Origin of the sequence: Gorillibacterium terrae (assembly GCF_051594785.1) — a bacterium.
In the GTDB taxonomy this organism is placed as follows: Bacteria; Bacillota; Bacilli; order Paenibacillales; family NBRC-103111; genus Gorillibacterium.
On record NZ_JBPPGI010000005.1, the window covers coordinates 20,121 to 35,339 of the forward strand.

Sequence of the window (15,219 nt, forward strand, 5' to 3'; positions counted from 1 at the left end):
CCCCCTTTTAACAATACGACTTCCGTTTGATTTCTTATAGAAATCTAATTTCCTCCTTATACACCCAAATTTTGTCGCGTGTTTTAATAGGAATAGAAAGAAGGGTGTCGCTTCACCTGCAAGTCGGACATCCATCAACGGAGAAACGGGGAGAGAGTGCATATGAGCCTAGCGGAAAATTCGCTCCTGCTGCCGGAGCAGGGAGAGAGGAAGAAGTCGAGGGTCCCGCGGATGTTCCAGGTCATGCGGCGATTCTGGGTGTTCTACCTGATGATGCTTCCAGCGTTGGTTGTCATCATCGTCAACAACTATATCCCGATGCTCGGGGTAGTGATTTCCTTCAAGAATATCGATTATTCCAAGGGGATCCTCAAGAGCGACTGGTCGGGCTTCGAGAACTTTAAATACTTGTTTTCCACCGAGAAGGCTTGGACCATCACCCGCAACACGCTCGCTTACAACGGGGTGTTCATCCTGCTGTTCCTGGTCATCGGCATCGCCTTCGCGATCATGTTCTCGGAAATGAAGAATCGGATTCTGTCGAAGGTTCACCAGAGCATCATGTTCCTGCCGTACTTTCTGTCCTGGGTCGTCGTCGCTTACCTGGTGTTCGGCTTCCTGAGCACGGAGAACGGCTTCGTCAACAAGACCGTCCTGCCGTGGTTCGGCATGGAGCCGATCGAATGGTACACCCAGCCGAAATATTGGCCGTTTATCCTGCCGCTCGTCAAGGTCTGGAAGGAGATCGGGTACTCAACGGTCATTTACCTGGCGGCGATCATCGGCATTGACCATGAGTATTACGAGGCAGCCCTGATCGACGGGGCAAACAAGTGGCAGCAGATCCGCAAGATCACCATTCCGCTGATCAGCCCGGTCATCATCGTCATGACGCTGTTGCAGATCGGCAAAATCTTCAACGCCGACTTCGGTTTGTTCTTCCAGGTAACCCGCAACGCCGGGGCGCTCTACTCGACAACGCAGGTTATCGATACGTATGTCTACCAGACCTTCCTGCAGATGGGCGACATCGGCATGTCCTCGGCGGCCGGCATGGTGCAGTCCGTCGTCGGATTCTTCCTGATCTTCTTCGCCAATCTGATCGTGCGCCGCGTCAGCAAAGACGACGCTCTATTCTAGGAGGGTTGAACCGTGAGTATCAGCATGAACGAAAGTTTGCCTACCGCTCCGAAGGCCAACCGCAAAGAGCGGAAGTCGAAGAATCCGAATGCGTTGTCTGGCCCAGCCAACTTTCTCGTCAACGGCTTCTTCTGGATCTATTCCGCAGCCTGTGTGCTGCCGCTTCTTCTGGTCATCATCGTCTCGTTCACCGACGAGAATTCCATTCTGCGCAACGGCTACAGCTTCCTGCCGTCGCACATGACGACGTTCGCCTACGAGTTCCTGTTCAAGGATTGGCATCAGTTGGTGCACTCCTTTGAAATCTCGCTCTTCGTCACCGTGGTGGGGACGATCATCAGCCTGTTCGTCATGGCCCTGTATGCGTATCCGATCTCGCGGCCGGACTTCCCGCACCGCAACTTCTTCTCCTTCTTCATGTTCTTCACGATGCTGTTCAACGGCGGTCTGGTTCCCTGGTATCTGGTGTACACGCGGATGCTGCATCTGAAGGATAACATCTGGGTGCTGATCATCCCGCTCCTCGTCTCGGCGTTCTTCATCATGATCATGCGGACGTTCTTCGCCAATACGATTCCGGGCGCGCTGATCGAATCGGCCAAGATCGACGGCGCCGGCGAGTTCCGCACCTTCCTGCAGATCGTGCTGCCGCTGTCGCTGCCGGTGCTCGCGACCGTCGCGCTGTTCCAGACCCTCGGTTATTGGAACGACTGGTTCCTGAGCATGATCTTCATCTCCATGCCCGACGGAACGCACTTGCAGAACGTCAATCTGCAGTACCTGATGTACAAGACGATGCTCGACATCCAGTTCCTGACCTCCAACCCGACTGCGCTCGCCGCAATTGCGGCGGCAGGCGGCAATGTCTCGATCCCGCAGGAATCGGTGCGGATGGCGATGGCCGTCGTCGGGATCGGCCCGATTGCCTTCGCTTATCCGTTCTTCCAAAAGTACTTTATTCAAGGGTTGACCGTCGGCGCTGTAAAGGGCTGACGCAAGCGATGCCGGATTCTATCGGCGGGCAGGAGGATGACGGTCGGAATCGGACTTGGCCTCTCCAATGGGAGCAAAGTCCAGATGTTCCGCCGCTCCTCCGCCTCGTCCGATTCCAGAGCTACCCGTTCCATTCGGCTTTAACCGGCATTCCGCCGGTTTGGCATATAAGATCCATAGGGAGGTTTTGATTTACATGAAGGCAGTAAAAAGAAGTGCAGCCCTGCTGCTGACAGCGACCATGGTGCTCAGCTTCGGTCTTGCCGGGTGCAGCAAGAAGGATGACAGTTCTTCGGCATCTCCCAGCGAAAAAGCATCCGCATCACCCAGCACGGCAGCCACCAAAGCACCCGCCGCTGAATCCCCCAGCGCAGACCCCGCCAAGGATTTGAAACCGTATACAGTATCGCTGCTTTATCCGGGCACTCCGCAGAAAGACGAGAAGCAAGTGGAGGATGCTATCAACAAGATCCTCGAAGCCAAGATCAACGCCAAGCTGGATATCATGCCCGTCGATTGGGGTTCCTGGGATAACACCAAGAACCTGAAGATCGCCAGCCGCGAGAAGTTCGATATCATGTTCACCGCCCAGTGGCGGAACTATGCGACCGATACCGCCAAGGGCGCGTTCCTGCCGCTCAATGACGACAGCCTGAAGGATGTCGGCAACCTGCTCGACAAGTACGGCCAGGGCATCAAGGAATCGCTGGACCCGGCCTTCCTGTCCGGCTCGCAGATCAACGGCAAGAACTACGGCGTGCCGACCGACAAGGAATTGGCCGCTCAAGGCGGTATTGTCTACCGTACCGACATCGCCGATGAACTCGGCATCGACATGAGCCAGGTCAAGAAGCCGGAGGACCTGGATGCCGTACTGAAGATCGTCAAGGAAAAGAAACCGAATATCACCCCGCTGTTCCTGAAGGACGGCGAAAACTTCAACTCACACTACATGGCCAGCTTTGACACGATGGGCGACGACGGCACGCCCGGCATGGTCTTCAAGAACGGAACCGACACGAAGGTCGTTTCCAAGCTCGACACCGACGTCTACAAGAATAACCTCAAGCTGACCCGCGACTATATGAAGAAGGGCTACATCAACAAGGATGCAGCCGTCGCCACCATCTCCACCCAGGATGCGATGAAGGCCGGCAATGTCTTCATGACCGTCCAGTCCCTGAAACCCGGCAAAGACATGGAAATGGCAGGCCAAATCGGCATGGTCGGCAAGCTGAAGCAAATCGCCTTTACCGAACCGACGATTTCCACGGGCGATACCGCCGGCTCCATGCTGGCCATCTCCACCACCTCCCAAGATCCGGCCCGCGCGATGATGGTCATCAACCTGCTGCATACGGACAAGGAACTCAACAACCTGCTGAACTTCGGGATCGAAGGCCAGCATTACGTGAAGGTATCCGATAACATCATCAAGGCCGGACCGAGTGCCGACAAGTACGCTCCGGGCGCCGCCTGGATGTTCGGCAACCAGTTCCTGAACTACATCCTGGAGTCGGAAGCTCCGGACAAGTGGGATCAATTCAAGGCCTTCAATAAGTCCGCCAAGGCTTCGCCTGCTCTCGGCTTAACCTTCGACGCCACCAGTGTCAAGACGGAAGTCGCTGCCTGCAAAGACGTCATGAAGGAATATGACGCTACCCTGGATACGGGCTCGGCCGATCCGGACACCATTCTTCCCAAGTACATCGACAAGATGAAGAAGGCCGGTGCGGATAAGATCATCGCCGCCAAGCAGCAACAGCTGGACGCCTTCCTCGCCAGCAAGAAATAAGCAAAACGACGTTTCCGGATTATTCCGCGAATGCCGAAAAGCCGCCCTTCGGGGCGGCTTTTTATATAGCCTCTTTTTTGAAAGGCTATTGACTGAACAGATCGGGCGGATGATAGTGAGGGTGGGAAAACTATAAAGAATAGGAGCATGGTGGATGTCGGAATTATTCCAGAATATTGATTGCATCGAACTTTATGTCTCGGATTTAGACGATGGAATTAGCTATTACTGCACTAGTATGGGATTAAAGCTATTGTGGCGTACCGATACATCGGTGGGCCTGGGTATGGAAAACGATGCAGCCGAAGTTGTTTTACAAACTGAACGAAGGAAGATGAACGTTGATTTTAAGGTGGAGTCTGTGACTCTTTCCATTGATAGAATTATCCGTTCCGGCGGAAATGTCCAGCAGGGTCCCTTTGATATTCCGATCGGGAAATGTGCGGTGGTTCGGGATAAATGGGATAACGAATACGTCATTTTGGATATGTCGAAGGGTAAATATGTGACCGATGAGCACGGAAATGTGGTTGGTGTAAGCAAAGACTAGACGAGAATGGCGCAATAGCCCTTCTAACGATTCAGCTTCTCGTCGAGCGCCTTAATCTCCTGAACCATCGTCTCCCACGACTGGTCGGAGGCGAGCTTGCCGTCGTCGACGCGGCGCATGATCTCCAGCAGATGCTTCTGGATGGAAGCGTGCTTCGCGCCGGTGTAGGCGGGCGAGACGCCTTCCGCCGCCTTGGCGTAAATCTCGCCGATCGGAGCTTCGTTGAAGTACGGATCGCGGTACCCGAGCAGCTCACTGCTCTTGTAGACGGAGGGAGTAGAAGGAAAGGTAAACTGCTCCATAAAGGTTTTCAATTGTTGCGGAGGCGCGGTCAGCCATTTGATCAGCTCATACGCTTCCTTCGGATGGTTGCCGGTGACCGGCAGAGCCAGGAAGGAGCCGCCGCGGCTCGCCGATCCCTCCGGCAGCGAAGCAATGTTCCACAGCCCTTCGGCCTGCGGGGCGCTGTCCTTCATGCTGGCAACCAGCCAGGCCGGACAGAGCATGACGGCGAAGTCCTGGTTGAGGCCCTTGCTCCATTTTTCCGTATGGATGGTCAGGTTGGCGGACAAGTCCGCGTCATGCGCCTGCATGGCCAGCTTCCAGGCCCGGCGGACAGCCGGGTTGCTCTCCACGACCAAGCGGCCGTCTTTATCGTAGTATTGTTCCTCGGCTTGGTTCACGATGGCCCGATACAGGCTTTCCAGGTCGTTGATGAACGCGACGCCCGTTTTCTGGTGCAGTTGAACCCCCGCCTGCAGAAACCGGTCCCAGCTGCTCATCAGCTTCTCGACATCCTGGGGTTCCGTGGGAAGGTCGGCCCGGGCGAACAGATCGCGGCGGTAGATCATGGCGTAAGGCCCGATATCCGTCGGAAGTCCGAAGAGGAAGCGGCCGTTGGGGGACAAGGCCTGATTCCATTTCCAGTCGAGGAAATCGTTCTTCAAGCCCTCTGCCCCGAAATCGAATAGATTGTGGAAGTACCCGGGATACTGCTGAAAGCGGTCCATGAAGTCGATCTCGATCATGGCCACATCGGGGCTCGAATAGCGGGCGGCAAAGGCCGTTTGCAGCTTATTGGGCAGCTCCTCGTAAGCGGAATTCTGGATGTGAATGCTGAGCTCGGGATGCTGCGCCTGGTATTCGTCGATCCGGTCCTCCAGACCGGAGCCCGGGATCAGCCAGACGTTCAGCTCGGTCGGCGGGTCGGCCGCCTCCTGAATCGTCACGGCGGGCGTCAGCGCGCAGCCGCCGGTGGTGAGCAAGACGGCGCAGCCGACGAGGGAAGCCATTCGGCGAAGGTAAGGCAAGGTACGCGCCTCCTTTGTGGACGAAATCCGCCGGTGTGAAGGCTCTCGGCGGGCGGAGCGGATTAGACGGGCCGGGACGCGGCCGCCCCTCCGGAGGTACTCGGCGTCGGCCGGTGCTGCTTCTGGTAATCCTGCGGAGTCACGCCGACATGCTTCTTGAAGATGCAGCTGAAATAGGCGGGGTCCTTGAAGCCGACCCGTTCGCTGACCTCGTAGACTTTGACGGTGACGTCGTCGAGCAGAGCCTTGGCCTTCTCCATGCGCAGGCGGGTGAGGAAGCTGGAGAAGCTCTCGCCGATATCTTCCTTAAAAATGCGGCCGAGGTAAGTCGGATTCATGTACAACTCCTCGGCGATAGCCTTGAGGGACAACTCTTCATCCAGCCGCCGCTCCATGGCCTCGATCATGAGCGAGATGACGCGGCGGGCGGCCTTGCCGCGGATATGCTCCTCCATTTGAGCCGGAGTGGCGGTTTGCTGCGTGACCTCGCGGAAGTGGGCGACCGGGGTGGCCGATAAGGTGCGGGCAAGCCGCGCCGCTTCCAGGCTCTCCCGGTAAGCCGCGCTCAGTTGGTCCAGGCTCCCGTGCCGATCGGACAGGCCGAGGCACAGGTCGCACTTGAGGATGGAGGCGAGTTCGCTCATAAAGCGAAGCGCGGTGTTCCGGTCCCGTTCCAATCGGAGAGCGTCCGCTTCCGGTCCGTCCGCCGCTTCCTCCGGCTCGTTCAGGAACAGCACGATCGGCGCTTCCTGTTCTTCAATCATGCCGATTGCCTGCCCGCTCGGTGCGAACCAGTCCTCGGCGATATTGCGCACGGCTTGGTAGAGGATGGATTCATTCCAGCCGGGACTGAGCGCTTCGCCCCGGTGCAGCACGGTCAGCACCTGAAGCGACGTGTGCGGCGGAATGATCGACTCGTCGAAATAGGGCAGCGGAATGCCGTAGAGCAGATCGTGCAGCCGCTTTTCCAGCAGGTTCTTCTCCCTCAGCTTAAGCAGTCGGGCCTCCTGCTTCTTCTTCTCCAATTGTCCGTCCAGCCGGGAAACGAGCTCCAGGATATCCTCGACGGACGAGGGCTTCACCAAATAATCCCTGACGCCGTACTGAATCGCCTGGCGGGCGTAAGTGAAATCCTGATAACCGGTTAGGAGCACCACTTCGGTATCAGGATGCTTGCCGCGGATTTCCTCGGCCAGCTTAAGGCCGTCCATGCCGGGCATGCGGATGTCGGAGATGACGAGATCGACCGGTTCGCGCTCCAGAATCTCGAGCGCATCGAGCCCGTTCTCTGCCTCGCCGGCGACCGTCCATCCCGCACCCGCCGAGATCAGCATGTCGGACAGCGAACGGCGGACGAAGCTTTCATCGTCCACAATGAGAATGTTCATATCTATTGCCTCCTTGAACCTAGCAGAGTCAGGATCGTTTACGTATAAACCTCGGGGTCTTCGTACAAGAGAGGGAAGGTTACGGTTACCTTGAGGCCGTTCCATTCGCTGACGCTGAGGGAAAGTCCATATTCCCTTCCATAGATAAGCAGGATGCGAGTGTGCAGGTTAGCGAGGCCGATGCCGGAATGCAGCGCTCCCTGAGACGCGGCCGGCGGGCGAGGCGGGGAATCCTCCAACGCGACGGATGCCGCTTGCGCCGGTCCCGGTTCTGTTCCGCCTGCGGACGGGATGTCGCCCTCGCTTCCGGCGAGAGCCTGGGCCATTTCCTCCGGCGTCATGCCCTTGCCGTTGTCTTCGACCGTGAGCACGAGCATGTTGTCCTCGCGGCGAATATCGATACGGATCTGCCAAGTATCGCGGACGACGGTCTCCAGGCCGTGGGTGATGGCGTTCTCGACCAACGGCTGAAGGGTGAGCTTCATGATCCGGCAGGACAGGACTTCGGGATCGGTACGGATCTCCACCTGCAGCTTGTCTTCGTAGCGCAGCTTTTGCAGCAGGATGAATCGATTGAGCTGCGCCAGGTCTTCCTCGACGGTGACGAATTCCGAGCCCCGCTCGATGCTGTAGCGGAGCAGGTCGCTCAACGCCAGCACCATCTGCGATTCTTCCTTCAGCCGCTTGCCGACCAGCGCCCAATAAATCGTATTCAGGGTGTTGTATAGAAAATGCGGCCGGAACTGCGCCTTGAGCGCGGTAATCTGCGCCTGCTTTTCACTGACCTGCTTGCTGGTGAGGTCGGCGATCGTCCGGTCCAGATTTTGCAGCATGGAATTGTAGCTGGTATAGAGAATGTCGAGCTCCTTGTTCAAGGTGGTCTTCATGTAGGGAATCCGCGTCCCCCGCTCGACGTTGGCCAGCTTGGTGGCCAAGCTGCGGATCGGCCGGGACAGCGTCCAGGAATAGAAGATCGTGAAGGCCAGCGCCGCAGCCAGCCCGCAGAGACCGACGAAGAAAATGCGCCGCTGGATGGTGCTGAGGTCCTTGACCGCTTCCTTGGCATCGATGTACGCAAACAGGCTCCAGCCGCTGTAGGTCGAGTAGGAATAGGAAATGTAAGTGTCGGCCGCCGAGTCCGATTTAAGCGGAACGATATGCGGCTTGCGCGAAGAGAACTTTTGCAGAAGCCCGGGGTCCATGTATTCGCCGATCTCCCGGTGATCGGTGGAATACACGATCGTGCCGTACGGATCGGAGATCTGAATCTTCTCGTTCGGGTTCAGATGGAACTGGCCGACGGCGTTGTCGAGCACCTGGATGGGCAGCACCAGGAAAAACGTGCCGATGCCGTTCAGCTTCTCCCAATCGTTGATCTGCCGGGTGCCGAGAATGATCGGGATCGAGTTGTTGAGCCAACCGTCGGCGGCCTGCCAGACCATGTGCCCCTGATTCTGAACGATCGCCGGGTACCAGTAAGCGCCCTTCACCTGGGCCTCCGAATCCCAGATCAGATCGATCGAGCTGGTGTTGGAGTAGGCCGGGTTTCCCTTGCGGTCATAGATGCGGATGAGCACGTCATAGCTGATGTTGCGGGTGGCCTCGTCAAGGTAACGGACGATTTCCTCCTCGCTGTGGCGGGGAGGCTGGCCGGTGTCGGCATCCTGCAGCGCTTCCTGAATGGTCGGGCTGAAGATGATCGAGGACGACAGGTTGTCGTGCTCCTGAAGGATGACGTCCAGCTTGCCCTGGAGCTGCTTGACCGACTCAAGAATATATTGGTTGGAACGCTCCAGCACAACCTGGGAGGAAGAGCGGTAGGTCAGCAGAATAATCGCGATAACGGTTGTCAGGATCAGGAAGGAGAAACCGCTGATCAACTGCCCAAGGATCGACATTTTACGAGTCATACCGGCCACCCCGCAGGGAATAGGAAGTATCTTCTCTCTATTAAAAGGAAGTTCTGCAAAAAGAAGAGCTGCCTCTATTGTAGCAAACGTTTACAGGGGAGCCTAGCGAAAGAAAGACTGTAAGTATACTATTTTATGGAAAAGTCACTTTTTTCGGATATCCTTCCGCCGAGCGGGCGCACCAAAAAAGACCGCTTCTCTTCCCCGGCGGAAAAGGAGCGGTCTTCTTCGAAGGAGGGCGGTCAATCGCCATTCCGCATCTGGCGTTCGGCGCGGATAAAGGCGATGAAACGCCGGGCTTCATCGTTCGTCAGCTCGCGGCCGTCGACCGTCAGCTGAAACTTCTGAATGATCGATTCGTCGGCGAGCTCCAAGCTTTCGACGAATTCCATCACTTCCGGATCGAGCGAACGTCCCGGCTCGTTCGTTCTTCCCATCAGGTAATCGAGGGTGACGCCAAAATAATCGGCCAGCTTCGACAGCACATCCAGATCGGGTTCGCGCCGGTCGTTCTCATAGTGGGATAAAGATGCCCGGGAGATGCTGACCTTCTCGGCCAGTTCTCCTTGGGTAAGACCTCGTTCGGCCCGCAGGCGGGCGATCCGATTGCCGTACTTCATGACCATTCCTCCAGAATACATGCGGATTCGACTGGCTTATGCCCGCCGACGTTCGAATGGCGGCTGCTGACAACCATTCGTCGGTTCCGATCGACTTCGCCGGTCCCGGATCATGGCATCCGAATAGTTCTTAAGGAACGGGCGGATGCAACTTATGCGGATTCTTCTACCATCATAATGGTTTAAGCTGGGCAGAGCAACCCGATAAAAGACTGTACTTTTCGTCATAATTCGACTTTGTTCTTGGTTGTCGATTTTTGCCAATCCGGCTTGGGAAGTTATTGAAAATTGCAACAAATGGTCCATGCACGACAGAAGCCAAACAGAGTATAATTCTTTGCATGATCCCTGATACATTTCGTAACAGAATGCGACTCCGCAGTCTTAGCTCCTTTTCGGTCCTGGGCTTTCTTGCTCCGGCCGGAATCCAGATGAACCCATCCTACCCGCCTTTACGTTTGATCGGCTTCAAGGTTTCACGTAAAAACGGCCCAAGAGAGGGAGGCGCATGATGAAACAAGAACGGACGGAACTGGATGTCAATCGGATCATGAACCAGCTTGGAATCCGGCTTCGAGAAGGAGGGCCCGCCGAGGTCCATCCCGAATCCCAGCCGGGCAGGTTTACCGCATCGGAAGACAGGAGTGCCTCCGGCGCAGCCGGAACGAGTCCGGCGCGTGATTGGCGCCCGGACAAGCCGCGTCCCCGCAGCGTATTTGGCCGACCGTATTCCGCCAAAACCCTGGGCAACCGGTCATAAACCGGCGAAGGGTCCCGGCCGCCGCCTCTAGCTCTACCCCGAATCCGATGGCTTCGGGGGCGATAGGTTTGTAAGCGTTTTTACATATTAATAGGAAGAAACTGATCGAAAGGCATTCGTGCGGTCCTTCATGGGACGAATCGGGAATGCTTTTTTTGCATAGGAAGGACGTTTGAGGCTTCGTCAGGTCCTCCTGTACGGCCGACGGTTCTGCGGGCAGCTCCCGCATCCCCGTTGCCGGAGCAAGCATCACCATCCGTTCCCTCGCAGGCCCTCTGTTCCCTGGGTACAGGCGAATCCGCCTGTTTCCGATGCACCCCGCACAGCAGACCGCCCGTTTCGCCGTCGCAGGCCATACGGCAGGAGGGACCGGCAAGCGCCGCTCCCTTGTTCATTATAGTGCGCCCTTAGTCCTTTTCCGGACTCCGTTTGGCGCATTCCCCGATTTTTGTCTGATCCCCGGCCTAATTTCCCAAATTTCGTTAATCTATTGACATTGATACAATTTGTATCATAAAGTGAGTTCAACTCCACGACAGGGCGGCTTTTCCAAACGGATCGGCCTACGGGGAGGACGAGACTCGAGGTGATTCTACCATGGTCGATATCCACTGCCACCTTTTGCCCGGCCTGGATGACGGGCCGGCCCGCTTCTCGGAGGCGCTCGCCATGGCGGAGGCGGCTTATGCCGACGGCATTCGGATCTTGTATGCGACTCCTCATCATGGAAACGGCGTCTACCGAAATCCGGCTTCGAAGGTGAGGAAAGCGGCGGACGACTTCCGGGACGAGCTGCAAGCCCGAAGCCTGGAACTGGAGATCATCGCCGGTCAGGAGGTGCGTCTCTCCGAATCTCTGATCGCCGAATTGGAGGAGGGGACCGTCGCCCCGCTCGGCACCGGCCGCTATCTCCTGCTGGAGCTTCCCGGCTCGCGCCTGCCGAAGAACCTTGAGGAGATGCTCTACGAGCTGCGGGTCCGCGAGTTAATTCCCGTTATCGCTCACCCGGAGCGCAACGCCGTCCTCGCGGACAAGCCTTCGCTGCTGGAGGCGCTGACGGAGCTCGGCGCACTCGGCCAAGTCACCGCGCGCTCCCTGCTCGGAGGCTTCGGCTCGAAGGCGGGGAAGGCCGCCTGGCAGATGGTCCGCCAGGGCTATGCTCCGCTGGTCGCCACCGACGCCCACGACCTGACCCGCCGTCCATTCGAGCTGTCCGCCGCCTACCGGCTGATCCAGCAGCGGCTGGGTACCCCTGCCGGCCAACTCTTGCAAGACAACGCCCGTCGCTTGCTTGTCGATGAAGACCTTGTGCGCATCCCGATCGAACCCGAACGGAAGAAGGGCATGAGCCGACTCCGCCGCTTCTTCCCATCCACAATCAAGAGAGGTGAATGAAGTTGTTCAAGAAGTCCATGCCGAACAAACTGCTGCTCGCCGTTCTATCCGCCAGCCTGGCGGCCGGCAGCCTGCCCGGACCGGCCTTGGTCCGAGCCGAAACCGCCGACGTCCAATCCGGAGCCGCTGCGATTGCCGAGAACGCGCCGTTCCCGCCGCTGCCCGAGGCAGCCGAGCAGCTGAAGGATCAGCTCGCCCGATTGCGCGATTTCGTGCTTCCCGCCGACTTGACCGTGCTGAAGCAAGCGCGGGAAAAGGTGAGGGGGCTGAAGGACCCGTCTCTGTTCGCGGAGATCGGCTTCAAGATCCTGCAAGCCAAGGCCGGGAAGCCCGGTTATGAGGCCGTCACGCCGCAGGCTCTCTTGGAGCTGGTGCAGGACCTGGCCTTCGACTATGACCCCGACTTGAACGACCTGGCGATGGTTCGAGCCAAGCATGCCGCCCTTCTCGACGCCTTGGTCAAGCTGTCCGGCAACCCGGACGGAATGAACGCGATCGACTACGGCGATCTCTATGCTTTCGCCCAGCGTTACGTCTACAACCTTCAGGCCGCGGTGGGCAACAAGAACTTAAACGCGATTCTCGACCGCAAAACGATCTCCGCCCTCTTAAACGAGGCGCTCACCCGAACGCTGGCTTCATCCGATCTCGTGGTCAGCCAAGTGGTTCGCGGCTTGAAGATCACGGCCGACGATCTCATCAAGGTCAAGGACCGCGTCAGCGTGGTCGTCGATCCGAGCGGCAGCGCCAAGCTCGCTCTGGCCGTTACGGTCGTTCGCTCCCGCGTCGAATACAAGGAGACCGCGGACAAATACCGCAAGAAGGTCACCCCGACCCTCTGGCTGTACGGGAAGCAGGTTCCCGGCAACCAAATCACCTGGGAGGCGGTGAAGAATGTCCCCGGGGTTAAGGTGCAGCCGAACGGAACCGTCACGCTCGTCTCGGGCAAAGGAGCGGTCGTCAAGGTCCGCGCCGTGCTGAAGAGCCTGAACAAGCCGCTCGTCGACAGCCGGACGGTTTACCTCGGCAACGCCAGTCCCGACAAGCCGCAGCTTCCTCCGGAAGCGGCCTATCTGGTCGAACGGCTGACTCAGGTGAGAGACGCCATTCGCCCGGCCGACCTGCCCGCGATCCGGCAGGCCCGCGACCGGATCGCCGGACTGACCAACCCGTCGCTGATCCGCGAAGTGTGGGAGCCGATCTCCAAGAAGAAGGGCAAGAAATCCGGTTTCGACCAAGTGACGCAAAAGAACCTGCTCGCCTTCATCGCCGGCTTCGGCGTTCCGTATGACTCCGATTTCAGTCAACTGGAGCAGTTGAGAAGGGACAATGTCGAGCTGCTCGACCAATTGGCGATCCTGGGCGGCGAGCCGAAGGGCATGGACGCCGTGAGTTTCGCCGACCTGACCGCCTTCCTGGTCGCCTATGAACAGGAATTAAAGAACGGCCTGCTCACGGGCAACGGAAAGACCGACGCGCAGAAGCTGCTGGCCATCCTGACCGGCACGTACAAGGAAAAGGCCTGGAACAAGGTGCTGGCCGATAAGAAGCTGAAGATCAGCGCCATTCTGCGGGGCCTTGGCATCCAAGGTAAGGACATCGACAAGGTGTCGACCCGCATCGCCTGGACGGTCGATCCGCTCTACCGCGCCCGCTTTGGCATCCTGCTCGCCTACTTCAAGACCCAGTTGAACGGCACGACGGCTCCGGCGATTTCCCCGGACAGCCTCAAGCTGGAGACGCTGCTCCCCGCCTTGCTCCAAGAGGGGCTAAAGAGCAAGTAACCAACGGCAGACGGGAGTCCGCCGCCCGCCGCCCCGGGCTTCGGGCGGCGCTCCCGATATGACATAAGCTTGGAGGGGAAGCATGGAGATCAAACAATTTATTGCGCTCATCCGCAAACGATTCCTCTGGATCGCCCTCATGGTGCTGATCGCCGGCGTATCGAGCGGGCTCTACAGCTATTTTGTCGCGGTTCCGGTCTATGAGGCGTCAACCAAGCTGATTGTCAACAAGTCGCTCGGCGACGATTCTCTCAGCCGGCTGACTCTGGATTCGGTCAACGTCGACCTCCGCCTCATCGACACGTACAAGGAAATCATCAAGACGCCGGCCGTGATGAATGCGGTGGCCCGCGATAATCCCGAGCTTAAGCTGAGCGCCAAGGAACTCATCCAGTCCGTCAAGGTCAGCTCGGTCAACAACACGCAGGTGATGACCGTCTCCGTCCGCAGCGAATCGCCGGAAAAAGCGGCGCAAATCGTTAACGCTGTCGCCAAGGGCTTTCAGGACCAGATTTCCTCGATCATGAAGGTCGACAACGTCGCCATCCTGAACGAAGCCGATCCGGCCGACCGGCCTTCGCCCGTCGCCCCCAATCCGACGCTCAGCATCGCGGTCAGCCTGGTGGCGGCTCTGCTGTTCTCCCTCGTGCTGATTTTCCTGATCGACTATTTCGACGATTCCATCCGCACCGAGGAGGATGTCGCCCGTTACCTCGACATTCCCGCCCTCGCCGTCATTCCGCGCATCCGCGGCTCCGAGCTGAAACGGGACGCCGCCGCGCAGGCCAAAGACCGAATGGGGGAGACGCGCTATGCGGCAGCCAACCGTTAACCGTCCGCTCGTCATGGAGACGAACCCGGCCTCCCATGTGGCCGAGGCGTACCGGACGCTCCGGACCAACATCAGCTTCTCCTCGGTGGACCGGGCGGTCCAGCTGATCCTGGTCAACTCCGCTCTGCCGGGCGAAGGCAAATCGACGACGGCGGCCAATCTGGCGGCAGCCTACGCGCAGGCCGGCAAGAAGACGCTGATCCTCGACGCCGACCTGCGCCGCCCGGCCGTACACCGCGTGTTTCAAGCCACCAACCGGCCGGGGCTGTCCGGCGTGCTCTCCCGCCAGGCGGAGCTGTCCGAGGCCATCCGTCCGACCGGCATCGAGAACCTCGACCTGATCGCGTCGGGGCCGGTGCCGCCGAATCCGGCGGAGCTGCTCGGCTCGCAGCGGATGCGTTCGCTGCTCGAGGAGCTGCGAAGCGAATACGAGGTCATCATCGTGGACACGCCGCCGACGCTCGCGGTCGCCGACGCCCAACTGCTCGCCTCGCTCGCCGACGGCGTCCTGCTCGTGCTCGACTCCGGGCGAATCAAGCGGGATTACGTGAAGAAGGCCAAGGCCAGCCTGGAGCATGCGGGAGCCCGCATCCTCGGCGTGGTGTTGAACGGGGTGGTGGACAAGGAGCGCGGCTCGTACCGGTACGGATACGGCAGCGCGGAAAGCTCCTGACCGGCCGCATGGCGGTCAGCCTTACCCGGTTTATAGGAATCATAAATTAAATTATATAGTCTGATAGGA

At 58.4% G+C, this 15,219-nt stretch carries 13 protein-coding genes; 9 read left to right on the forward strand and 4 right to left on the reverse strand.

Annotated features, from left to right (window positions below; genetic code table 11):
* Positions 1-162: 162 nt before the first annotated feature.
* From ACSEXS_RS17030 to ACSEXS_RS17045, 4 genes are all read left to right on the forward strand, one after another.
* On the forward strand, positions 163-1,140 hold the full coding sequence (locus ACSEXS_RS17030; protein WP_438434446.1) for an ABC transporter permease: 978 nt from the start codon (positions 163-165) through the stop codon (positions 1,138-1,140).
* Between the two features lie 24 nt (positions 1,141-1,164).
* Positions 1,165-2,133: a carbohydrate ABC transporter permease gene (locus ACSEXS_RS17035; RefSeq protein WP_438434743.1), complete on the forward strand. Its 969-nt coding sequence runs from the start codon at positions 1,165-1,167 to the stop codon at positions 2,131-2,133.
* A gap of 196 nt (positions 2,134-2,329) precedes the next feature.
* Entirely contained in the window at positions 2,330-3,928 is a 1,599-nt protein-coding gene (locus tag ACSEXS_RS17040) for an ABC transporter substrate-binding protein (RefSeq protein ID WP_438434447.1), read from the forward strand.
* Positions 3,929-4,082: 154 nt separating this feature from the next.
* Positions 4,083-4,478 (forward strand): VOC family protein, encoded by a 396-nt coding sequence (locus ACSEXS_RS17045; protein WP_438434448.1) that lies wholly within the window; start codon positions 4,083-4,085, stop codon positions 4,476-4,478.
* Between the two features lie 23 nt (positions 4,479-4,501).
* Here ACSEXS_RS17045 and ACSEXS_RS17050 read toward each other — a convergent pair whose 3' ends face one another.
* From ACSEXS_RS17050 to ACSEXS_RS17065, 4 genes are all read right to left on the reverse strand, one after another.
* Positions 4,502-5,788, reverse strand: a complete 1,287-nt coding sequence (locus ACSEXS_RS17050) for an ABC transporter substrate-binding protein (RefSeq protein ID WP_438434449.1) — start codon at positions 5,786-5,788, stop codon at positions 4,502-4,504.
* 62 nt (positions 5,789-5,850) lie between these two features.
* Positions 5,851-7,176, reverse strand: a complete 1,326-nt coding sequence (locus ACSEXS_RS17055) for a response regulator transcription factor (RefSeq protein ID WP_438434450.1) — start codon at positions 7,174-7,176, stop codon at positions 5,851-5,853.
* A 38-nt stretch (positions 7,177-7,214) separates the two neighbouring features.
* On the reverse strand, positions 7,215-9,086 hold the full coding sequence (locus tag ACSEXS_RS17060) for a cache domain-containing sensor histidine kinase (protein WP_438434451.1): 1,872 nt from the start codon (positions 9,084-9,086) through the stop codon (positions 7,215-7,217).
* A 242-nt stretch (positions 9,087-9,328) separates the two neighbouring features.
* The gene (locus tag ACSEXS_RS17065) at positions 9,329-9,706 is read right to left on the reverse strand and encodes a helix-turn-helix domain-containing protein (RefSeq protein ID WP_438434452.1); all 378 of its coding nucleotides are present in this window, start codon (positions 9,704-9,706) and stop codon (positions 9,329-9,331) included.
* Between the two features lie 511 nt (positions 9,707-10,217).
* Between ACSEXS_RS17065 and ACSEXS_RS17070 the strand changes: the two genes are divergently transcribed.
* The 5 genes from ACSEXS_RS17070 to ACSEXS_RS17090 all read left to right on the forward strand — a co-directional run bounded on the left by ACSEXS_RS17070 (position 10,218) and on the right by ACSEXS_RS17090 (position 15,150).
* Positions 10,218-10,466: a hypothetical protein gene (locus ACSEXS_RS17070; protein WP_438434453.1), complete on the forward strand. Its 249-nt coding sequence runs from the start codon at positions 10,218-10,220 to the stop codon at positions 10,464-10,466.
* Positions 10,467-11,063: 597 nt separating this feature from the next.
* Entirely contained in the window at positions 11,064-11,861 is a 798-nt protein-coding gene (locus ACSEXS_RS17075) for a tyrosine-protein phosphatase (protein WP_438434454.1), read from the forward strand.
* Positions 11,858-13,645 (forward strand): hypothetical protein, encoded by a 1,788-nt coding sequence (locus ACSEXS_RS17080; RefSeq protein WP_438434455.1) that lies wholly within the window; start codon positions 11,858-11,860, stop codon positions 13,643-13,645. The genes ACSEXS_RS17075 and ACSEXS_RS17080 overlap by 4 nt, the downstream gene beginning before the upstream one ends.
* A gap of 82 nt (positions 13,646-13,727) precedes the next feature.
* Positions 13,728-14,477: a YveK family protein gene (locus ACSEXS_RS17085; protein ID WP_438434456.1), complete on the forward strand. Its 750-nt coding sequence runs from the start codon at positions 13,728-13,730 to the stop codon at positions 14,475-14,477.
* Complete coding sequence (locus ACSEXS_RS17090) at positions 14,458-15,150, forward strand: CpsD/CapB family tyrosine-protein kinase (RefSeq protein ID WP_438434457.1); 693 nt, start codon at positions 14,458-14,460, stop codon at positions 15,148-15,150. The genes ACSEXS_RS17085 and ACSEXS_RS17090 overlap by 20 nt, the downstream gene beginning before the upstream one ends.
* The last annotated feature ends 69 nt before the right edge of the window (positions 15,151-15,219 follow it).